The following is a 20,619-nucleotide window of genomic DNA, read 5'->3' on the forward strand; positions in this document are numbered from 1 at the left end:
CCGCCGCCGCGGTCACTTGTACTCTCGTCAGGACGATGACGGCATGTCGAAGGACCAGGTACTCGACCCCGGCGCGATCGCCGCGCGCCTCGCCGACCTGCCGGCCTGGAAGGAGGCCGACGGCTGGATCGTCCGCACCTACCGGACGCACAGCTGGAAGGGCACCCTGATGGTGATCAATACGGTCGGCCACCTCGCCGAGGCCGCCTGGCACCACCCGGACCTCACCGCCTCCTACGCCTGGGTCGAGGTGCGGCTCACCACCCACTCGGCCAAGGGCCTGACCGAGAAGGATTTCGCCCTGGCGCGGAAGATCGAGGAGGTGGTCGGCTGGCAGCCGGGCCTGGAGGGGGGCGCGCTGGAGGGCACGCCCTCGGATCCGCGCTTCGCCTACATCAAGCACGGCCGGTAGGCTCACGCCGAGCGCGCCACCTCCCGTCCCGCGTGCTTGTCCCGATAGAGCGCCGTGTCGGCCGCGTGGACGAAATCCTCGAAGCTCATGCCGTCCCGGTACGGGGCGGTGCCGCAGGACATCGACAGGGTGAGGACGGCGCCGTCGTCGAGCGCGAGCGGCGTGCGGCGCAAGGCGCCGCGCAGGCGCAGCGCGATCGCGTCCGCCCGGTCGAGGTCGGTCCCGGGGAGCAGGACCAGGAACTCGTCGCCGCCGACGCGCCCGACGAGGTCGGGCTCGCGCAGGCCGGCGCGCAGGACCGCGACGAGGTGGACCAGCGCCCGGTCCCCCGCCCGGTGGCCGTGCCGGTCGTTGACCGCCTTGAACAGGTCGAGGTCGATCGCGATCAGGCTCAGCGGCGCGTGGGCCGGGATCCGCATCGCCGAATCCCGTATCGCCGAATCCCGTATCACCTGGAGCGCGGCGTCGCGGAACGCCGCGCGGTTGAGCGCGCCGGTCAGGTCGTCGGTGGCGGCCAGCCGCGCCAGCTCGGCCCCTTGCGCCCGCAGGGCCTCGGCGCTCCGCGACAGGGCGGCGAGGCTCTCGCCCCGGGCCGCCAGCGCCGCCGCCACCGGCAGGCAGGTCAGCAGCAGGCCGGCCAGGAAGATCTGCAGCAGGAGGGCCCGCTCGCGGGGATCCGCCCCGGGCGTGGCGATCGGGCCCTCTCCGCCCAGGGTCGCGACGGTGCCGATCAGCGCCACGATCATCACGGCGAGCTCGGTCCCGCGTCGCCCGATCCGGAACGTCGCCAGCATGACCGGGCAGAACAGCACGAACATCAGCGGTCGCGGGGCGACGAAGAACACCGCGTAGGCGCTCGCGGCGGTCAGCGCCAGCAGCCCCGCAGCCTCCGCGCGCCGCCATCCGCTCCGGGCGGCGAAGTCCCGGCGATGCCCGCCCCGCAGCAGGGCGCGGACGAACGGCGTGACGATCAGGAGGCCGAGGCCGTCGCCGAGGAACCAGACGGCGAAGGATGCCCCGGGATCCTGCCGGAACAGCAGCCGGGCGGTGACGGCGGCCCCGATCCCGCTCAGCGCCGGGGCGACGCCGCCGCAGACCGCGATGAAGCGTCCGACCGCGGACGGCGCGTCCAGGAGGCCCTCGTCCCGCGGGCCGGGCCGGCGCAGCAGGGCGGCGGCGAGGCAGAGCTCGACCAGGCTGCAGGCGGCGTGGAGGACCGAGCCGAGGCTGACGCCCCGCATCAGGCCGTCGGCGGCGACGCTCGCGAGCATGCCGAGCGCGAGCACCCCGGGCCAGGCGCCCGGGCGGCGCTCGAGCATCAGCGCCAGCAGGACCGCGTTGGCCGGCCAGATCACGGCGACCGCCCGGTCCGGGCCGGTGAGGCCGAGGGTCCCGGCGGCGAGCGCGAAGGACACTACGCCGGCCACGAGTTCCGCCTGTCCGATCCGCACCCCGCGCCTCCCCGGATGAGCGATGCAGCGCCCCGCGCACGGTCCGCTGATACATCAGTCGCGAGAAGGCGTTCTCCGGCCTTAAGGGGAGCCTAATGGGTCCGGGGCCTAGACCGGAATGCGGGCAGACAAGTCATGCCGTCTAGTCTGCTCGCGCCATGATTTGCTCCGGATCGATGTTACAACTGCCGGTTTGAAAGACGACGAGCGCGGGATTGATGTCGATGTTCTGGTCGTGTCTTGCTGCCTAGCAGGCGGGACTCGCCGTGGACTGGATCACCCGCTCGCCTTGATCCGCCGACATTGCGTCTTCAGGTAGGCCGTCCGCCCGATACCCTCCCGGACCTCCGAGCGGGCGATGATCTCCTGCCAGCCGGTGGCGCAGCCGATCTCGCTCGCGACCCTGGTCTTGAACACGTCGGTGGCGGTCGCCTCCTCGCAATCCTGCACCGGGACCGTGCCGGCGCAGATCAGCACCACCGCCAGGAAGCCGTTCATCGTCCCGATCCCCCGTTCACGGGGCATGATGATGGGGCGCGGCGGCGGCAAGCAAACCCGTACCTTGGGCAACTCCTGCCTTGGCCGACCCTCACCTTGGCCGACCCCCGCCTTGGGCCGACCCTCGCCCCAGTCCGGGATCTCAGGCCGGAACCTCGACCGACAGCCCGGGCGCGAAGGTGCGGCCCTCGACGGGGTTGGCGAGGCAGCGGGTGCCGTGGAGCGCGAGGTCGTGGCCGGCGTGGAAGTGGCCCGAGACCCACAGGGCCGGCCGGTGCGCCGCCGGCAGGTCGGCGAGCAGGGTGGTGGCGTAGAAGGCCGGCACCCACCAGGGCACGCCGGGGGCGTCGCGGAACCGGTCGGCGGCCTCGGGGATCGGCGGGTGGTGGGTGACCGCGACGGTCGGCCCCGGATGGGGCCGGGCGAGCGCGGCCAGCATCGCCGCCCGGTCGGCGGCGTGGGCCTCCATCGCGGCGTGCGGCGTCCAGGGCGTGCCGTCGCCGAGGCGGATCGCCCGGTACTCCCGGGAGCCGGTCGCCGGGTCGGTCATGCGGGCGGCGGCATAGGCCACCGGGTCCGCGGGCCGGTCGGGGGCGTCCGCGGGGAGCCAGCGCCCGGCGAGCCGCCAGTCGCTCCACAGGGTCGCGCCGACGAAGCGCACCCCGCCGATCACGCGCGCCGCGCCGCCCTGGAGCAGCACGATCCGCTCGCGGCCGGCCGCCCGGTTGATCGCCGCCACGCCGGCTGCGAGTGCCGCCAGCAGCTCGGGGGCGGTGCGGGGATCGCCGGACGGCGCGTAGCGCTCGTGGTTGCCCGGCACCAGCACCACCGGCCGCTCGCCGGCCAGCTGCAGCAGCGCGGCGAGCCCCCGCTCCGGCTCGCCCTCCCAGACGTCGCCGGCGCAGACCATCACGTCGAGGGGGTGCGTCGGGACCGGCACGGCACCGAGCGGCCGGCGCTCGAGATGCAGGTCGGAGAGCGGGAAGAGGCGCATCGAGTCTCAGGCGCCGAACAGCGACAGCACCACCGGCCGCCGGTCGAGGTTGTAGACCTGCGCCTCCCGGGCGGCCTTCGCGGCGCGCTCGGCGGCATCCGCCAGGGCGGCGAGGCGGGCCGGCGGCTCGCCCTGGCGCCGCTCGATCTCGGCGGCGAGCCGCCTTTGCACCGTGTCGAGGGCGGCGGCGTAGAGCGCGTCGGCCTCGCGGCCGGCGAGGCGCTCGGCGAGCTTCAGGGCCCGGCGCCAGTCCGGCCGGTCGCCCTGCGCCATGAGCGCCTCGACCTCGTCGACGACCCCGAGGGTGTCGGGATCGAGCAGCTCGAGGGCGCGGGCGACCGAGCCCTCGCTCAAGGACGCCGCCCGCTCGATCAGCGCCGGCGGGTGCCCGGCCTGCGGGCCGCCCAGGCCGCGCAGCACCTGCGCCACCGTCCCCGCCGTGAGCGGCTTCAGGGAGAGGCGGCGGCAGCGCGAGCGGATCGTCGGCAGCAGGCGACCCGGGGCGTGGCTGACGATCAGGAACAGCGAGCGCGGCGGCGGCTCCTCGATCACCTTCAGGAGCGCGTTGGCGCTGGCGAGGTTCAGCTCGTCGGCGCAGTCGACGATGCAGATCCGGTAGCCCGCATCGGCGGACGTCGCCGAGAAGAGGTGGAGCGCGCGCCGCGCCGCGTCGACGCCGATCTGGGTCGGGATCGTCTTCGATCCCGGCGCCTTCTGGCGGCGCAGCAGCACGAGGTTCGGATGGGCGAGACCCGCGACCTGGCGCGCGACCGTGTGGCCGGGGGGCAGCGCCAGGGTGTCGGGCGTGCCGTTGCCGTCGCCGCGCGCCAGCAGGTGGCGGGCGACCCGGAAGGCGAGCGTCGCCTTGCCGATGCCCTTCGGCCCGCCGATGAGCCAGGCATGGTGGAGCCGCCCGGCGCCGATCGCCTCGCGAAAGGCGCGCTCGGCCGCCTCCTGGCCGAGGAGGTCCTGCCGCTCGCGCGGGCGGGCGATCCCCGGGATCTCGCCGATCTCGAGGTCGTCGTCCCTCGTCTCAGGCGGCATCGGCGGCTCCGCGGGCAAGCTGCGGCAGCCGCTCCGCCACGGCGGCGCGGATCGCCTGGGCGACGGCGTCGGGGGTTCCTTGCGCGTCGATGACCGCGCAGCGCGCCGGCTCGGCCTCGGCGATGGCCAGGAACGCGGCCCGCAGGCGCTGGTGGAACCCTAAGGCCTCGGCCTCGAACCGGTCGGGCCCCCGGGCGGCGGCGCGGTCGCGCTGGCGCGCGCGAGCCAGCCCGATCTCGGCGGGCAGGTCGAGGATCAGGGTCAGGTCCGGCCGGGTCGCGCCGACCACCACCCGCTCGAGGGCGGCCAGGGTCTCGGGCTCGACCCCGCCGGCGGCGCCCTGGTAGGCCCGCGTCGAGTCGCTGAAGCGGTCGCACAGCACCACGGCGCCCCGGGCGAGGCTCGGGCGGATCAGGGTCGAGAGGTGGTCGAGGCGGGCGGCGGCGAACAGCAGCGCCTCGGCGAAGGGGCCGTAGGGCTTGGCGACGCCCGACAGCACCGCGCTCCGGATCCGCTCGGCCCGGGGCGAGCCGCCGGGCTCGCGGGTGGTCACGACCTCGCGGGCCTCCGCCCGGCCGTCCGCGCCCGCGCGCAGCCAGGCGGCCAGGCGGGCGATCTGGGTCGACTTGCCGGCGCCCTCACCGCCCTCGAAGGTGATGAAGCAGCCCGGACGGCCGGGCGCTCCGGTGGCGGCGACCTCGCTCACGACTTGCTGGTGATCCGGCTGAGGGCCTGGCGGAACCAGCCGGTGCCGACCTCCATCGCCGCGTCGAGGGCCCGCTGGGTCATGGTGCCGGCCGGCACGGATTCGGCGGTGTAGAGCGGCATGTCGAGCACCACCTGCTCGCCGCGGGTGACCTTGAGCCGGCCGACCTCGCGCCCCTCCTCCACCGGCGCGGTCAGCGGGCCCTGGTAGGTGGCGCGCGCCACCAGCCGGTCGCTGTTGCCCCGCGGCAGCATGAGCCGCACCGGCTTCTTCGTGACGAGCGGCACCCGGCCCTTCTCGGCGCCGTAGGTCTCGGCCTCGGCCACGGTCTCGCCGGCATTGAAGACCTGGCGCGCCTCGAAGGCGCGGAACCCCCATTCGAGGAGCTTGCGCGATTCCGCGGCGCGGTCGCGGGCCGTCTTGAGGCCGCTCACCACCAGGACCAGGCGCTGGCCGTTCTGCACCGCCGAGCCGGTCAGGCCGTAGCCGGATTCCTCGAGGTAGCCGGTCTTCAGCCCGTCGGCGCCGATGTCGAGGGAGAGCAGCGGGTTACGGTTCTGCTGGCGGATCTTGTTCCAGGTGAACTCGCGCTCGGAGAACAGCTTGTACTGCTCGGGGTAGGTCTCGATCAAATGAATGGAGAGCTTCGCGAGATCGCGGGCCGTCACCTTCTGGTCGGGGGCCGAGTAGCCGGTGGCGTTGCGGAAGGTCGAGCGCTCGAGCCCGATTTCCTTCGCGTGCCGGTTCATGATCTGGGAAAAATTGTCCTCGGTGCCGGCGACGCCCTCGGCCGCCGCGATCGCCGCGTCGTTGCCGGACTGGACCACGATGCCGCGCAGGAGGTCGGGCAGCTTCACCTTGCTGTTGAGCTGGGCGAACATCGACGAGCCGCCGCCGCCGGCGCCGCCGCGGCGCCAGGCGTTCTCGCTGATGGTGAACTCGGTGTCGGGGCCGAGCTTGCCCTTGCGCATCTCGTCGAAGAGCACCTCGACGGTCATCAGCTTGGCCATGCTGGCCGGCGAGAACGGCTCGTCGGCGCCCTTCTCGAACAGGACCGCGCCGGTATCGGCGTCGATCAGGATCGCGTGCGGCGCCAGGGTCTGGAAGCCTTGCGCCCGCGCGTCGGAGGCCGCCACCGCGGCTCCCAGGATCGCTGCCAGAGCCAGTCCCGCGGCGCGGCGCGCGAGCGCCCTGCCCGCTCCGGTGGTCGCTGTCGCACGCATGAACCTGCCACCTTGCCCGTATCGCTCGAAACCCGGGCAGATCGGGACACCTGCCGACCGGGAAACCCGCCGCACTGTGCCGCCCTGCTCGGGCCCGCGCAACCGCGCCTGTGCCGCAGTGCGGGATGGGGAACCGTTTCGGGTGCGGGTTCGTCCCACGCGCAACCTCATCCCGAGGTGCCGCGAAGCAGCCTCGAAGGAGGGCTCCCGCAGCCCCCGCGATCCCTGGAAGCCTGCTTCGAGGCTCCCCGCGGATCGCACCTCAGGGCGAGGTCGTGCAGGATGAGGTCGTGGACGGGGTCGGAGGATGCTTGCCCCTCGGCCCGCCCTCAATACATCCCCGCCACCTTCGAGCGCGGCGGCATGCCGGGCTTGTGACCGGTATTCTTGCCGTCGCTCCTGGCATCCTCCCGGTCGCCCTTCTGGGCGCCGGCGAGCCGCAGGGGCGGCGCGATCGGCAGCGGGCCGCCCTTCGCGACGACGGTGGTCCGGGCGGCCTTGGCCGGCATCGCGGCGGCGTGCATCGCCTGAGCGAGCGAGGCGCGGTCGGTCGCCGGGTGGGCTGCGAAGGCAAGCGCCTGGCCCGGTGCGGCGGGCTTGCGGGCCGGGGCGGCCGCGGCCGTCAGCGTGGCCGCCGGCTTGTGCGCCGGGCCGGGCGTGCGGGGCGCGGCGAGGCCCGGGTTCAGGCCCTCGACGGCGGCCACGCGCACGGGAGCGGGAACGGGAGCGGCCGGACGTGCCGCCGCCGGCACGCGGGGCGCCTCGGCGAGCCGCACCGGAGCGGCGAGGCGGACCGGCGCCGGGCGGCGGATCTCCGGCTCGGCCTCGGCGGCTTGAACAGAGGCGACCTGCACCGGGGCGACGACCCGCGGCCGCTCGACGATCGGCCGCACGGCGTCAGGCTCGGGCTGGCGGAACGCGAACGGCTTCGCGTCCTCACCGGCATCCGCCACCATGATGTTGGCGCCCATCGGCGAGCCCGCGGGCGTGCCGTCGGTGCGCAGGGTGGCCATCAGCTTGCGGTCGTCGCTGCCGCCCACCGAGGCCTTGCCGACATACTCGACCCGGACCTTGGTGGTGCCGCGGCGGCGGAAGTCGAGGGCCTCGGCCACCGCCTGCGACACGTCCATCAGCCGGTCGGCGTGGTAGGGCCCGCGGTCGTTGACCCGCACCACCATCGAGTGGCCGTTCGCCATGTTGGTGACCCGGGCGTAGCTCGGCAGCGGCAGGGTCGGGTGGGCGGCGGCGACCGAGAAGCGGTCGAAGATCTCGCCGTTGGCGGTCTGGCGGCCGTGGAAGGCGGTGCCGTACCAGGAGGCCAGGCCCTCGCGCACGTAGCCGCGCGCGTCCTGGCGCGGCACGTAGGTGCGGCCGGCCACCACGTAGGGCTTGCCGGTCATCTGCCGACCGCCGCCCTTGGGGATCTTGTCGTTCTCGCCGTAGAGCCGCGGGCTCGCGGCGACGCCGTATTTCGGGTCGATCTCTCGCCCGCCGCCCTTCACCGCGAGGGTCCTGGGCGTCGGCCCGGCGCAATTGGCCGCCGCTAGCGCGATTCCCGCCACCGCGGCCCACCGCACGACCGGCATCGGCCGGAGGGCCCCCCGCTCCGTCCCCGGGCGCGGAGAACCGCTCTTCGAAGATCCCGCCATCGACCCCTCGGATCCCGCGCCGCCCGGGCCGCCGCCGGCCCGGGAGGGCTCGAGAGGCGGGCCCCGGGGCCGCACAGGGTTACGCTGCACTTGTCGAAGACCCTGCCGGCCTTGCGTAAATGAAAGCGTAACGGTGGTTTCCGCGCGAGTCCCCTCCACCGCCGTCCACAGGTTCGCGCGTCCTACTCCGCCGGTTGCGGCGTGCCGGCGGGCCGGTCCGTCTCCTCGCCCGCCTTCTTGCGCCCGCCACCCGCCACCAGCCGCTCGGCCGCGACGTAGAAGACCGGGGTGACGAACAGGGTGAGCAGCGTCGCGACGAGCAGGCCCCCGATCACCACCGTGCCCATCGAGATCCGGGCGTTCGCACTGGCTCCGCTCGCGATGGCGAGCGGCACCGAGCCGAGGATGAAGGCGAAGGAGGTCATCAGGATCGGCCGCATCCTGAGGCGCACGGCGTCCTGCGCCGCCGTGACCGCGTCCTCGCCCTTCTCCCTCAGGTCGCGGGCGAAGGAGACGAGCAGGATCGCGTTCTTGGCCGCCAGACCGACGAGGAGCAGCAGCCCGATCTGCCCGAAGATGTCGAGGGGCAGGTCGCGGAGTGCCAGCGCGCCCACCGCCCCGAACATCGCGAGCGGCGTCACCAGGATCACCACGAAGGGCAGCCGCAGGCTCTCGTACTGGCCGGCGAGGAGCAGCACGATCATCACCACGCCGAGCCCGAAGATCAGCGGCGCCCAGCCGCCGGCGATCTTCTCCTGGTAGGCGACCTCGGTCCATTCCACCGCGTAGTCGGTCGGGAGCGCCGTGTCGGCCAGGCGCTCGACCGCTGCGATCGCCGCGCCCGAGCTCGCCGTGTCGGCGGTGTCGAGCGCGATCTCGATCGCCGGGTAGGTGTTGTAGGACAGGACCGCCGTCGGCCCGCTCACGAAGTGCGGCGTGACGAGCGACCCGATCTGCACCGGCTCGCCGCGGTTGTTCGGCACGGTGAGGCGCGACAGGTCCTCGATCGTGCGCCGCCCTTGCGACTCGCTCTGGACGTAGACCTGGTAGACGAAGCCGAACTTGTTGAAGAGGTTGACGTAGGACGAGCCGACATAGGTGCCGAGCGCGTCGAACAGCGATTGCAGGCTGACGCCGAGCTGCTCGGCCTTGGCCCGGTCGATGTCGAGGCGCAGCTGCGGCACGCCGTAGCTCGTGGTGGCGGTGGCGCCGCCGACCTCGGGCAGCTTCTTCAGTTGCGCGATGAAGCCCTCGGCGGTCCGGGCGAGCTTGAGCCCGCCCTCGCCGCTGCGGTCCTGCAATTCGAGGGTCAGGCCGCCGCGGGAGCCGAGGCCCGGCAGCGGGGACGGATCGACGATGCGCAAGACCCCGTCCGGGTGGTTCTTGAACTGCTTGCGCAGGCGCGCGACCACGTCGGTGACCGTCTCCTCGCGCTGGTCCCAGGCTTTGAGGGTCGGGATCTGGAAGCCGTAGAACGGGGCGGTGACGTCGGCCAGGATGCCGCGCCCGGCGACCCCGATCGTGCCGGCGACCGAGGGCTCGGCGAGCGCCGCCTTGCCGACCTCCTCCACCATCGCGGCGGTGCGGCCGACGGAGGCGCCCTTCGGCATCGCGATGTCGGCGAAGAAGTAGCCCTGGTCCTCCTGCGGCACGAAGGCGCTCGGGCGGCTCGCCACCATCCAGGCGGTCAATCCGGCGAAGACGAGAAAGACGAGGCCGGTGGCGATCAGGTGGCGCGACAGGCGCCCCGCTGAGCCGACCGCGACCCCGGTCGCCCGGTCGAGGGCGGCGTTGAACCAGCGCAAGGGGGCTCGCCAGCGGCTCCGATGCGCGGTCTTGTCGTGGGGCTTGAGCAGCAGGGCGCAGAGCGCCGGCGTCAGGGTGAGCGACACCACCGCCGAGATCAGCACCGAGATCGCGATGGTGAGCGCGAACTGGTTGTAGAGCTGGCCCGTCAGCCCCGGGATGAAGGCGACCGGCACGAACAGGGCGGCGAGCACCAGGGTGGTGGCGATGACCGGCCCCGCGACCTCGTTCACCGCCTCGGCGGCGGCCTCGCGGGGGGCCTTGCCCTCCTCCATCAGCCGCTCGGTGTTCTCGACCACGATGATCGCGTCGTCGACGACGAGGCCCACCGCCAGGACGAGGCCGAGCAGGCTCAGGGTGTTGAACGAGAAGCCGAGCGCTGCCATCGGCCCGAAGGTGCCGACGAGCGCCACCGGCACCGCGATCGCCGGGATCAGGGTCGCGCGCCAGCTCTGCAGGAACAGGTAGGTGATGACGACGACCAGCACGATCGCCTCGATCAGGGTCTTGATCACCTCGTGGATCGAGGCGGTGACGAACTCGGTGCGGTCGAGGGCGATCCGGTATTGCAGGCCCGGGGGAAAGCGCTTGGCCAGATCCTTCATCGTGGCGTGGACGCCCTTCATCACCTCGACGGCGTTGGCCTCCGGGTTCTGGAACAGGCCGAGCGAGGCGGCGGGCTTGTTGTCGTAGGTCGAGCGGCTACCGTACTGCTCCGAGCCGAGCTCGACCCGGCCGACGTCGCGGATGCGCACCACCGATCCGTCGGGATTGGCCCGGATCACGATGTCGGAGAATTCCCGGGCTTCCGTCAGGCGGCCCTTGGTGACGATCTGCAATTCGAAGGCGGGGGCGTCGCGCACCGGCTCCTTGCCGAGCGAGCCGACCGTGATCTGGGCGTTCTGCTGCTCGACCGCCTGGACGATCTGGCTCGGACCGATGCCGAGCGATTCCATCCGGGCCGGGTCGAGCCAGACCCGCATCGCGTAGCGCTTGTTCGAGAAGTTGACGATGCGGCCCATGCCGGTGACCCGGCGCAAGGGCTTGATCACCTGGGTCTCGGCCCAGTTCGACAGGAACAGCTCGTCGTAGCGGTTGTCGTCGCTGTAGAGCACCACGTTGCCGAGGCGCTGGCGCGACGACTTCACGATCTCGAGGCCCTGGTCGCGCACCGCCTGCGGCAGGCGCGATTCGGCGCGCTGGGCCCGGGTCAGCACGTCGGCGGCGGCCGCGTTGAGGTCGGAGCCGACCTCGAACGTCGCGTCCAGGTTGACGCTGCCGTCGGCGTTGCTGGTCGAGTTGATGTAGATCAGGTCCTGCGCGCCGTTGATCTCCTGCTCGAGCGGGATCGCGATCGCCTCGTAGGCCTGCTGCGCGGTGGCGCCCGGATAGGTCGCCTGGATGTTGATGATCGGCGGCGCGATCTCGGGGAACTGGGCGATCGGCAGGGCGAACCCCGCCACGGCCCCGATCAGGGTGATGAGCACCGAGATCACGCCCGCCAGGACGGGCCGGTCGACGAAATAGGCGAACATCCGGCGTCCCGGTGAGCCGCCGATGGCCGCCGGGGCCGGCCGCGGGCCGGGGCCTCGGGGCGGACCTCGAGGGCCTGCGACGGTGAGGTGAAAGCTCTCGTGCAACGCTATCGCGTCCAAGGGAGTTCCTGCGCGTCCAAGGGAGTTCCTGCGCGGAGGGGCCGGCGACCTTTCGGCGCGTCCCCGTCCCGGGCGGAACCGTGCCGGCGGGTCGGCACTTCCCCGCTCGGACGCCCGTCGCGGCCTTCGCGCGACGGGCGCGGACGCGATTCCGCGACATGTGAGGAGATCGGCATCGTGCGTGCAGGGCTTCGCTACGGCCTCATCGGGCTTGCCGGCCTCGCGGCCGGGGCCGGACTCTGGTGGGGCTTGGGCCACCCGCTGCCCGCCGGAATCTCCGGCGCCCTGCCCGGTCCGGTGGCGCAGTTCCTGGCACTGCCGGCGCCGCCGAAGAAGGATCAGGAGGCGCCCGAATTCGACGTCGCGGTGGCGCGGGCCGCCGCCGAGACCGTGCCGGTCGCCTTCTCGTATACCGGCACGGTGATCTCGCCGAAGGATGCCGCGCTCCAGCCGCGGGTCACCGGCGTGGTGGTGGAGCGGCCGTTCGAGCCGGGCGGCCACGTCAAGCAGGGCCAGGTGCTGTTCCGCATCGACCCGCGGCCGTTCGAGGTGGCGTTGCGCACGGCGGAAGCCCAGCGCGAGCAGGCGGTGGCGCAACTCTCCTTCGCGGATGCCGAGGTCGACCGCACCCAGACGCTCGCCGACAAGGGCTACGCCTCCGAGCAGCGCTACCAGCAGCTCGAGAGCAACCGCCAGGTCGCCCGCAGCCGGGTGCAGGAGGCCGAGGCCGCCATCGCCCGCCAGAAGCTCAACCTCGACTACGCGGTGATCCGCGCGCCCTTCGACGGGCGCTCCAGCCTCTCCGACGTCAATCTCGGCGACCACGTCAACGAGAACACGACCCAGCTCGTCAGCGTCGTCCAGGTCGATCCGATCGAGGTGCAGGTGGCGCTCTCGACCGAGGATTCGGAGGCCGTGCGCGCCGCGCTCAAGGAGAACCGCGCCTTCATCGAGACCCTCGATGCCCAAGGCAAGCCGGAGCGGAAGGCGACGATCTACAAGCTCGACAACCGCTTCGATCCCCGCACCGCCCGCCGCCTGGTCCGGGCCTGGCTGCCCAACGCCGACGAGCGCTACCTGCCGGGCGAATTCGTGCGCGCTCAGGTGCAGGTCGGGACGCAGGAGCGCCTGCTGGTGCCGACGGTCGCGCTCTCGGCCCAGCTCGACCAGCGCATCGTCTGGCGCGTCGGCGACGACGGCAAGGTGGCGATGACGCCGGTCGAGACCGGCCAGGAATTCGGCGACCGCACGGCGATCCTCAAGGGCTTGAGGGCCGGCGACCGCATTGCCACCGACCACCTCCAGCTCCTGCGCCAGGACCAGCGGGTCGGGATCAAGGCCGAGGGCCGGGAGAACGCCAAGGAGAGCGGCAACGAGAGCGGCAAGGACGCCCGGCAGGCCGCGAACGAGCCCGGCGGCGCGGTGCGGTAGCCCGGCGCGTCAGAACTTGCCCCGGGGAAGGCCCGGACGCTACGGTCGAGCGGACGACCCCGCCACGGCACGCGAGCGACCGGCCCCGCATGACCTCCCCCGAGACCGCGTCTCCCGAGGCCGCGCCCGCCGCGGCCCCGACCTCCGGGTCCCCTCCCGGCGGCGTGCGCTTCTCGGTCGTGACCGCCGGGCCGGACGCGCTCGAGCTCGTGGTGGCGTTCGGGTCGCGGGACTACGCGGTGCGCCTCGCCCCCGCGGAGGCCGCCGATCTCGGGATGGCGCTGCTCGCCACCGCCTCGGTCGCGGGCGATGCGGCGCAGGCCGTTCCGGCGGGCACGCGGGTCGAGAACTGCTTCTTCCCGGTCCTCGGCTGGACGGCCGGCGAGGTCGCCCCCGGGGTGCCCGCCCTGGCGCTGCGCCTCGCCGAGGGCACCGAGATCGCCGTCCAGTTCGACCGCGCCGGCGCCCGGGCCTGCGGCCGCGACCTCGCGCGCAGCGGCCGGGTGCCGTTTCGCGAGCGCCTGCGGCGCGTCTTCCGGCGGCGCTCCGGCGCGCCGCCCGCCCTTGATTCCGGTCGTCAGGGTGCGTGAGGCCGCGGCCCGCCGGCCCGCCACGCGAGATCGAGCGCCAATCCCCGCGGCAGGGTGTCGAGGAGCGGCGTGACGGGTAAGCCGGCCTCGTGGAGGAGGCCTGCGCTCCAGTGATTGCAGACGTTGAGCAGGCTGAAGCGCCCTCGCGCTTCGTAGAACAGGCTCGGGCCGTAGAGGCCGGGCCCCAGGATCGCCGGATGGCCGTCGCGGAGGGCGAAGGAGCGGCCGAGCGCCGCGACGAGCCGGCCGAAGCCCGCCCGCGACAGGGGCAGGCTCACGATCCCGGCGCCCGGGAAGGCGGCCTCGGGCTCGGCCGCGACCCCGACCACGTGCAGGACCGCCGGGCGCCCGCCCGGGGTGAACAGGGCCCGGAGCGCCAGCCGCCAGTCGAGGGCGTCGATCGTCGGCACGGCGCGGTAGAAGCCGGCATCGCCCCACCCGATCTCGAGGGCCGGATAGGCGCCGAAGCGCTCGGTCACCTCCACCAGCGCCCCGTCCCCGGCCTCGGCCGCCGCCCGGGCGAGGTCGCTCCGGGGCAGGAGCAGGCCGGAATGCCAGGCCCCTGCCACGAGCCGCACCGTGACCGTCTCCGCGCCGGGCGCCGGCGGGTAGAGGCCGGGATCCCCCGGCCGGGCGGTGAGCCAGGCCGCCAGCACGACGGCGACGACGAGGAGCGCGAGGAGCGACGCGGCCCGCCGGGCGAGGCGCGAGGTGCGGGGCACGATCAGGCCGCCATGGTCAGGCCGGTCCGATCGTGCCGCCATGGCGAGCCGTCACGCTTCCCCGTCCCGGGCCGACCCGCGTCAGCCCTGGAGCCGCGTCAGCGCCTCGCGCACCTTCTCGCGGCGGGCGATCGCCGTCTCGCGGCGCTCGCGCTGCTCCTCCACCACCTCCTCGGGGGCGCGGGCGAGGAAATCGGCGTTGCCGAGCTTGGCGTCGATCTTGCCCACCTCGCCGCCGAGCTTGGCATCTTCCTTCGTCAGCCGCGCCACCTCGGCGGCGAGGTCGACCACGCCCTCGAGCGGCAGCGCCGCGACCTCGCCGCGCACGATGAGCTGCACGGCGTTGCGCGGGCTCGCGTCGGTGATCTCGATCGAGGCGATGCGGCCCAGCCGCCGGACGGTGTCGCCCCAGCGCGCGACGCGCTCGCGCACCGCGTCGCTCGGGCCCACCAGCACCAGGGGGATCTGGGCGCCGGCCGGCACGTTCGTTTCCGAGCGGGCCGAGCGGATCTCCGACACGAGGTCGACGACCCAGCCGATCTCGGACTCGGCCTCGGGGCGGGCCAGCGCGCCGAGGTCGGGCCAGGCGGCGAGCGCGAGGAGCCCGCGCTCGATCCCCGCCTCGCGCGCCTTCGTCGCCCACAATTCCTCGGTGAGGAACGGCATGAACGGGTGCAGCAGCACGCAGATCTGGTCGATGAGATACGCGATCGTCCGGCGCGTCTCCTCCTTCGCCGGGCCGTCCTCGCCCTGGAGCACGGGCTTGGCCAGCTCCAGGTACCAGTCGCAGAAGACGTTCCAGACGAAGCGGTAGGCGGCGTTGGCGGCGTCGTTGAAGCGGTAGGCCTCGATCGCGCCCGTGACCTCGGCGACGGCGCGCGCGGCCTCGCCGAGCGCCCAGGCGTTCAGGGTCTGGGTCACGCCCTCGGGCGCGAAGGCCGGATCGAGCCGGCAGCCGTTCATCTCGGCGAAGCGGGCGGCGTTCCAGAGCTTGGTGGCGAAGTTCCGATAGCCCTCGACGCGTTGCACCGAGAGCTTGATGTCGCGTCCCTGCGCCGCCATGGCGGCCAGCGTGAAGCGCAGGGCGTCGGCGCCGTAGCGGTCGACGAGGTCGAGGGGATCGACCACGTTGCCCTTGGACTTCGACATCTTGGCGCCCTTCTCGTCGCGGACGAGGGCGTGGATGTAGATCGTGCGGAACGGCACTTCGTCCAAGGCGTGAAGGCCGAGCATCATCATCCTGGCGACCCAGAAGAAAATGATGTCGAAGCCGGTCACCAGGGCGCTGGTCGGGTAGTAGCGGGCGAGCTCCGGCGTGGCGTCGGGCCAGCCCAGCGTCGAGAACGGCCACAGGCCGGACGAGAACCAGGTGTCGAGCACGTCCTCGTCGCGGCGCAGGGTCACGGCGCGGCCGTGCCTCTCGGCCGCCTGCGCCAGGGCCTCCTCCTCGCTGCCGGCGACGAAGCAGTTTCCGTCCTGGTCGTACCAGGCCGGGATCTGGTGGCCCCACCAGAGCTGGCGCGAGATGCACCACGGCTCGATGTTCTCGAGCCACTGGAAGTAGGTCTTCTCGTAGGTCTCGGGCACGAAGCGGGTGCGGCCGTCGCGCACCGCCTGCAGCGCCCGCTCGGCCAGCGGCTTGACGTTCACGTACCACTGGTCGGTCAGGTAGGGCTCGATCACCACGCCCGAGCGGTCGCCGTGCGGCACCGCGTGGGTGTTGGGCTCGATGGTCACGAGCCGGCCGCGCTCCTCCATCAGGGCGACGACCTTGGCGCGGGCCTCGAAGCGGTCGAGGCCGTGCAGCGCCAGGGCCTCGGGCTCCGGGCTGGCATCAGCCAGGAAATCCGCGTTGCCCTCGAGGCTTATGCGGGCTTCCTCATCCAGCACGTTGATCTGGGACAACCCGTGCCGGCGGCCGACCTCGAAGTCGTTGAAGTCGTGGGCCGGGGTGATCTTGACCGCGCCGGTGCCCTTCTCGGGGTCCGAATACTCGTCGGCCACGACCGGGATCAGCCGGCCGACCAGCGGCAGGCGCAGCCGCTTGCCGACGAGCGCCCGGTAGCGCTCGTCCTCCGGGTGCACGGCGACCGCGGTGTCGCCCAGCATCGTCTCGGGCCGGGTGGTGGCGACCGTGATGGTCTCGCCCGTCTCGCTTCCGGCCTCGTCCACCACCGGGTAGGCGAAGTGCCAGAGATGGCCCTTCACCTCGACCTGCTGCACCTCGAGGTCGGAGATCGCGGTCTGGAACTTCGGGTCCCAGTTCACCAGGCGCTTGTCGCGGTAGATCAGCCCCTGCGCGTGCAGGTCGACGAAGACCTTCAGGACGGCCTTCGACAGGCCCTCGTCCATGGTGAAGCGCTCGCGCGACCAGTCGCAGGAGGCGCCGAGCCGCTTCAACTGGTTGACGATGGTGCCGCCCGATTCCGCCTTCCACTCCCAGACCCGGCGGACGAACTCCGCCCGGCCCAAGGAGCGCCGGTCGGGCTGCTGCTGCTCGGCGAGGCGGCGCTCCACCACCATCTGGGTGGCGATGCCGGCGTGGTCGGTGCCGGGCTGCCACAGCACGTCCTTGCCGCGCAGGCGCTCGAAGCGGGCGAGCACGTCCTGGAGCGTATTGTTGAGGGCGTGGCCCATATGCAGCGAGCCCGTCACGTTCGGCGGCGGGATCATGATGCTGTAGGGCTCGGCGCCGGCGCGGTCCGGGCGCCCGGCCCGGAAGGCCTGGGCCTCCTCCCATTCGGCGGCGATGCGCGCCTCGACGGCGGCGGGATCGAAGGTCTTGTCCATCATCGCTGACATAAGCCACTCGCACGGCGCTCCCGGAGCGCGTCCCGCCGGTGGACGATGCTCCAAGGGGGCGCCGGAACGTCAAGAACGAAAAAGGCCGGCCGCGCGAGCGACCGGCCCCCGAGCCCGCTTTCAAGCGGACCCGCACCGTTCCGTCAACTGGAGCGCGTCCGGATCGGCGCCCCGGGGCGATCGTCCCGGGGTTCGACCCTCCGCGCCCGGGCTCACCGCCCCCGCGCGACGCGCTCGATCTCGGCGCGGACCAGGCGCTCGACCAGGACCGGCAGGTTGTCGTCGAGCCAGGATTTCAGCATCGGGCGCAGCATGTCCTGCACCAGGTCCTCGATGGTGCGCGCGTTGCGGGTGAGCACCGTGCTGGCGAGCAGGTCGAAGGCGTGGGTGACCGTGGCGTCGGTCGCCTGGGACAGGAGCCGGTCCTCCATCGCCGGACGGGGCGGCTCCGGCGGCGCGGCGGGCGGCGGGGCGACGGCCTTCGGCGGCTCCGGCGGCGGGGCGGGCTCCGGCTCGATCTCGATCGCGTCGAAATCCATCGGCTCGTCGCGGAACGCGATCTCCGACATCTGGTCGAAGGCGTCGTCGAAGCTCGGCTCCGGCTCGGGCTTCGGCGGCGCCTTGGCGACCGGCTCGGGCTTGGGCTCGGGCTTTTGCGCCGGCTTCGGTTCCGGCTTGGGGGCGGGCGCCATCTCGGCGAGGTCGAGCACGTCGTCCTCGTCCGGCGCGGGCGGCGGCACCGCCACCGGCCGCGACCCGGCGGCAGGCGGCTCGGCCGGCTTCTGGTCGTCGGCGATGATGCGGCGGATGGAGGCGAGGATCTCCTCCATCGAGGGTTCCTGCGTCTTGTCCTGCGTCTTGGGGCTCGCGGCGCTCATCCGGCTCAACGCTCGAGTGCAGAGGATCGGGGGGTCTTGAGGTACGCAGTATTCCACAGGGCCGGCCCCGCACAAGCGAGGCGGCCCGCAACTCACAGGGAGGCGTGCCTCCCCCCGGCCGCCGTCCTCAGCGGCCGTCCGGCGTGCGCACGCCGTACCAGAGGTCCTTGACCTGGTCGTAATGCTGCTTGGCGCTGTACTGCGCCACCGGGACCGCGATGAAGCGGGTGGTGAGGCGGCCGACGGTCTGCACCACCTGGTAGGAGCCCACCACCCGGTCGCGCTGGGCGGCGATCAGGCTGACGCGGGCGGTCAGGAGCTCCTGCTGGGCGTTCAGCACGTCGAGGGTCGTGCGCTGGCCGACCCGGGCCTCCTCGCGCACGCCGTTCAGCGCCACCTCGTTGGCCTGGACCTGGGCCTGCGAGGCGATGACGCGGGCCTTGGCGGCCTCGAGGGCGCCCCAGGCGGTGACGATGCCGGCGCGGACCTGGTCGCGGGTCAGCTCGGCCTGGAGGCGGGCCTGGCCGACCTGCTCCTTGGCCTGGCGGATCTGCGCGTACTCGGCGCCGCCCTGGTAGAGCGGGACCGAGACCTGGCCGACGATCGAGCCCTGGAAGAAGCGGGTGTTGGCGATCTGCTGGTCGAAGACCTGCGCGGCGTTACCGGTCAGGCTGACCGTCGGGTACAGGCTCGATTCGGCGATCTTCACCTGCGCCTCGGCCGAGTCGACCGAGTGCAGGGCCGAGAGGATCGCCGGGTGCTCGGCGAGCCCGATATCGACCGCCGCCGTCAGGGTCGTGGGTACGTAGCGGTCGATCGGACGGCCGGGGGCGAGCTGGCGCGGCTCGACGCCGATCACCTGCCGGTAGGTCGCGATGCTGGTGCGCAGGTTCGCCTCGGCCAGGCTGACCTGGGCGCGGGCGCCGGCCAGCCGCGCCTCGGCCTGGGCGACGTCGGTGCGGGTGACCTCGCCGACGTTGAAGCGGTCGCGGGTCTGGCGGAGCTGCTCCTCGAGCACCTCGACGTTGTTGCGGTTGAGCTCCAGCGTGGCGGTATCCGCCAGCACGTTCATGTAGGCCTGCGCCGCCGAGAACAGCGTCTGCATCTCGGAGTTGCGCAGGGTCTCGCGGCCGCCCAGCACCTGCGATTCGGCCTGCCGGGTCTGGTTGTCGGTCCGGAAGCCGTTGAACAGGGTCTGGGAGACGGTGAGCCCGGCCGAGCCCGGGATCAGGGTCTGGGACGCGTCGCCGCCGCCGAGTTCCCCGCGCGCGACGCCGAGGCGCCCCGAGACGTTGCTCACGCCGACGCTGGCCGAGGCGCTGACCTGCGGACGGTACCCGGCCAAGGCCCGGGGCACGTTCTCGTCGTTGGCGCGCTGGCCGGCGCGCTGCGCGTTGAGCGTCGGGTTGCCCGCATAGGCCCGCGCGAGCGCGCTCTCCAGGGTTTCCGCAGCCGCGCCCTGGCCCGCCATGGCGAGGGCCATGGCGGCGAACCCGCCCAGCCGAAGCCCGCGGAACGCCCGAGTTCCTGTGTCAGTCACGCCTGTCTACCCTGTGCGGCTAGCCCACAATCGACCGTCTCTGCACCGTCGGGCCGCGGAGCCGGTTCGACATATCGCTGTGCCCACCTCGAGCGTGACATTAGCCGAGGGCGGTTCCGGGAGCACCGCCCCCGCGCTGTGGACGACCGTGTTTGGGCGCCGGTGCCGCATAAAAGCGACAGGTGCCTCAAGGGCAAGCGGCGGGAGCGACCCGGCGACGGGCGGTGATTCGCGCGCGGTCCCGAGCGGGCCTCGCCGCGGCCGCCGCACCCTGCAAGCCATTGATGAAGGAAGTGCTTCCGCGGGACGGTCCGGCACCCGCCGGCGACGGCCGAGGCCGTCCGGACTAGGCTGGCCCCGCGAGGAGGCGGCGCACCGGCGCCGGCGGGCGATGGGCCCGAACGATGCGCCAAGGAAATTCCGCGACGCGGGCCCGGATCGGGCCCGTTGGCCGGCCCCGCTCTTCGGGGGAGGGCCTACCCCTTTCGGAGATGGCCGCGCCGGGCGCGGGACCGGCCCGCGCCCGGCCGGGAGATCAGAACGCGAAGCCGGCCTCGACCGCGAAGGCGCGCAGCGGCGGCAGGGTGGCGTCGAAGAGCGGGCGCGAGCCGAAGGCGTCGCCCGAGCGCACCCACAGGGTCGCCTTGGCCGGGCGGCCCTGGCCCTGGACGCAGGCGAGCCGCCCGCCGTCGGCGAGCTGGTCGAGCAGGCTCTGCGGGCGCCGCTCGACCTGGCCCTCGACCAGGATCGCCGCGTAGGGGCCGTGGCCGGCCGCACCCTTGTCGAGCGGGCCGGCCTCGACGGTGACGCCGTCGCCGAGGCGCTCGCGCGCCGCCGCGGCGAGGCCGGGAAGCGATTCGAGGGCGACGACCTCGACGCCGAGGCGGCGCAGGATCGCGGCGCCGTAGCCGAGGCCGGCCCCGACCTCGAGGACGCGGTCGCCCGGCTTGAGGGCGAGCGCCTGGATCAGGCGCGCCAGCACCATCGGGGCCGGCATGTAGCGGGTCTCGCCGTCCTCGGTCCCGACCGCCTGGGGCTGGTCGATATAGGCGAAGGCCTGCCGGTCCTCCGGCAGGAACCGCTCGCGCGGGACGGCGTCGAACGCGTCGAGGAGCGCGATGTCGGTCACGTCGAACGTCCGGAGCTGGCAATCGACCATGAGGCGGCGCGCTTGCGCGTAGTCGAGCATGAACGTCTCTGAGGAGCTTGAGCGACGGT

16 protein-coding genes are annotated in these 20,619 nt (G+C 73.2%); 3 read left to right on the plus strand and 13 right to left on the minus strand.

What is annotated here, in order from left to right; translation table 11 throughout:
- Positions 1-43: 43 nt before the first annotated feature.
- Positions 44-412, plus strand: a complete 369-nt coding sequence (locus DK419_RS26215; protein ID WP_109961678.1) for a 4a-hydroxytetrahydrobiopterin dehydratase — start codon at positions 44-46, stop codon at positions 410-412.
- A 2-nt stretch (positions 413-414) separates the two neighbouring features.
- Here DK419_RS26215 and DK419_RS26220 read toward each other — a convergent pair whose 3' ends face one another.
- The 8 genes from DK419_RS26220 to DK419_RS26255 all read right to left on the minus strand — a co-directional run bounded on the left by DK419_RS26220 (position 415) and on the right by DK419_RS26255 (position 11,318).
- Positions 415-1,863, minus strand: a complete 1,449-nt coding sequence (locus DK419_RS26220) for a sensor domain-containing diguanylate cyclase (RefSeq protein WP_109961679.1) — start codon at positions 1,861-1,863, stop codon at positions 415-417.
- A 276-nt stretch (positions 1,864-2,139) separates the two neighbouring features.
- The gene (locus DK419_RS26225; RefSeq protein WP_109961680.1) at positions 2,140-2,361 is read right to left on the minus strand and encodes a hypothetical protein; all 222 of its coding nucleotides are present in this window, start codon (positions 2,359-2,361) and stop codon (positions 2,140-2,142) included.
- A 142-nt stretch (positions 2,362-2,503) separates the two neighbouring features.
- Positions 2,504-3,355: a metallophosphoesterase gene (locus DK419_RS26230; protein ID WP_109961681.1), complete on the minus strand. Its 852-nt coding sequence runs from the start codon at positions 3,353-3,355 to the stop codon at positions 2,504-2,506.
- Positions 3,356-3,361: 6 nt separating this feature from the next.
- Entirely contained in the window at positions 3,362-4,399 is a 1,038-nt protein-coding gene (locus DK419_RS26235) for a DNA polymerase III subunit delta' (RefSeq protein ID WP_109962519.1), read from the minus strand.
- Positions 4,389-5,105 (minus strand): dTMP kinase, encoded by a 717-nt coding sequence (gene tmk, locus DK419_RS26240; RefSeq protein WP_109961682.1) that lies wholly within the window; start codon positions 5,103-5,105, stop codon positions 4,389-4,391. Before tmk ends, DK419_RS26235 begins: the two co-directional genes overlap by 11 nt.
- Complete coding sequence (locus DK419_RS26245) at positions 5,102-6,328, minus strand: D-alanyl-D-alanine carboxypeptidase family protein (RefSeq protein WP_109961683.1); 1,227 nt, start codon at positions 6,326-6,328, stop codon at positions 5,102-5,104. The genes tmk and DK419_RS26245 overlap by 4 nt, the downstream gene beginning before the upstream one ends.
- A gap of 329 nt (positions 6,329-6,657) precedes the next feature.
- A complete protein-coding gene (locus DK419_RS26250; RefSeq protein ID WP_245442727.1) occupies positions 6,658-7,914 on the minus strand; it encodes a septal ring lytic transglycosylase RlpA family protein in 1,257 nt (418 codons plus the stop codon).
- Positions 7,915-8,159: 245 nt separating this feature from the next.
- Positions 8,160-11,318 (minus strand): efflux RND transporter permease subunit, encoded by a 3,159-nt coding sequence (locus tag DK419_RS26255; RefSeq protein WP_109961685.1) that lies wholly within the window; start codon positions 11,316-11,318, stop codon positions 8,160-8,162.
- Between the two features lie 297 nt (positions 11,319-11,615).
- Here DK419_RS26255 and DK419_RS26260 point away from each other — a divergent pair, with 297 nt between their 5' ends.
- Both DK419_RS26260 and DK419_RS26265 read left to right on the plus strand, forming a co-directional pair.
- The gene (locus DK419_RS26260; RefSeq protein WP_109961686.1) at positions 11,616-12,869 is read left to right on the plus strand and encodes an efflux RND transporter periplasmic adaptor subunit; all 1,254 of its coding nucleotides are present in this window, start codon (positions 11,616-11,618) and stop codon (positions 12,867-12,869) included.
- 89 nt (positions 12,870-12,958) lie between these two features.
- Positions 12,959-13,459 carry a hypothetical protein gene (locus DK419_RS26265; RefSeq protein ID WP_245442728.1) on the plus strand — a complete coding sequence of 167 codons (501 nt, stop codon included), beginning with the start codon at positions 12,959-12,961 and terminating at the stop codon, positions 13,457-13,459.
- Here DK419_RS26265 and DK419_RS26270 read toward each other — a convergent pair.
- The 5 genes from DK419_RS26270 to DK419_RS26290 form a co-directional block, all read right to left on the minus strand.
- The gene (locus tag DK419_RS26270; protein ID WP_109961687.1) at positions 13,447-14,223 is read right to left on the minus strand and encodes a DUF2459 domain-containing protein; all 777 of its coding nucleotides are present in this window, start codon (positions 14,221-14,223) and stop codon (positions 13,447-13,449) included. The two genes, DK419_RS26265 and DK419_RS26270, sit on opposite strands and share 13 nt — an antisense overlap.
- Positions 14,224-14,262: 39 nt before the next feature.
- Complete coding sequence (locus DK419_RS26275) at positions 14,263-16,974, minus strand: valine--tRNA ligase (protein WP_109961688.1); 2,712 nt, start codon at positions 16,972-16,974, stop codon at positions 14,263-14,265.
- A 221-nt stretch (positions 16,975-17,195) separates the two neighbouring features.
- Positions 17,196-17,861, minus strand: coding sequence for a PopZ family protein (locus tag DK419_RS29930; protein ID WP_342587203.1), 666 nt, complete (start codon positions 17,859-17,861; stop codon positions 17,196-17,198).
- A 127-nt stretch (positions 17,862-17,988) separates the two neighbouring features.
- A complete protein-coding gene (locus DK419_RS26285) occupies positions 17,989-19,344 on the minus strand; it encodes a TolC family outer membrane protein (protein ID WP_208642246.1) in 1,356 nt (451 codons plus the stop codon).
- A 592-nt stretch (positions 19,345-19,936) separates the two neighbouring features.
- The gene (locus DK419_RS26290) at positions 19,937-20,590 is read right to left on the minus strand and encodes a protein-L-isoaspartate O-methyltransferase family protein (RefSeq protein WP_109961690.1); all 654 of its coding nucleotides are present in this window, start codon (positions 20,588-20,590) and stop codon (positions 19,937-19,939) included.
- Positions 20,591-20,619: the final 29 nt, after the last annotated feature.

Origin of the sequence: Methylobacterium terrae, assembly GCF_003173755.1 — a bacterium.
In the GTDB taxonomy this organism is placed as follows: domain Bacteria; phylum Pseudomonadota; class Alphaproteobacteria; order Rhizobiales; family Beijerinckiaceae; genus Methylobacterium; species Methylobacterium terrae.

Bases quoted from the DNA above. Each gene is read 5' to 3' on its own strand.
- DK419_RS26275 (WP_109961688.1), bottom strand. From the start codon at position 16,974: ATGATGGACAAGACCTTCGATCCCGCCGCCGTCGAGGCGCGCATCGCC.
- DK419_RS26230 (WP_109961681.1), bottom strand. From the start codon at position 3,355: ATGCGCCTCTTCCCGCTCTCCGACCTGCATCTCGAGCGCCGGCCGCTC.
- DK419_RS26270 (WP_109961687.1), bottom strand. From the start codon at position 14,223: ATGGCGGCACGATCGGACCGGCCTGACCATGGCGGCCTGATCGTGCCC.
- DK419_RS26285 (WP_208642246.1), bottom strand. From the start codon at position 19,344: ATGGCCCTCGCCATGGCGGGCCAGGGCGCGGCTGCGGAAACCCTGGAG.
- DK419_RS29930 (WP_342587203.1), bottom strand. From the start codon at position 17,861: ATGAGCGCCGCGAGCCCCAAGACGCAGGACAAGACGCAGGAACCCTCG.
- DK419_RS26235 (WP_109962519.1), bottom strand. From the start codon at position 4,399: ATGCCGCCTGAGACGAGGGACGACGACCTCGAGATCGGCGAGATCCCG.
- DK419_RS26215 (WP_109961678.1), top strand. From the start codon at position 44: ATGTCGAAGGACCAGGTACTCGACCCCGGCGCGATCGCCGCGCGCCTC.
- DK419_RS26250 (WP_245442727.1), bottom strand. From the start codon at position 7,914: ATGCCGGTCGTGCGGTGGGCCGCGGTGGCGGGAATCGCGCTAGCGGCG.
- DK419_RS26290 (WP_109961690.1), bottom strand. From the start codon at position 20,590: ATGCTCGACTACGCGCAAGCGCGCCGCCTCATGGTCGATTGCCAGCTC.
- DK419_RS26225 (WP_109961680.1), bottom strand. From the start codon at position 2,361: ATGAACGGCTTCCTGGCGGTGGTGCTGATCTGCGCCGGCACGGTCCCG.
- DK419_RS26265 (WP_245442728.1), top strand. From the start codon at position 12,959: ATGACCTCCCCCGAGACCGCGTCTCCCGAGGCCGCGCCCGCCGCGGCC.
- DK419_RS26245 (WP_109961683.1), bottom strand. From the start codon at position 6,328: ATGCGTGCGACAGCGACCACCGGAGCGGGCAGGGCGCTCGCGCGCCGC.
- DK419_RS26255 (WP_109961685.1), bottom strand. From the start codon at position 11,318: ATGTTCGCCTATTTCGTCGACCGGCCCGTCCTGGCGGGCGTGATCTCG.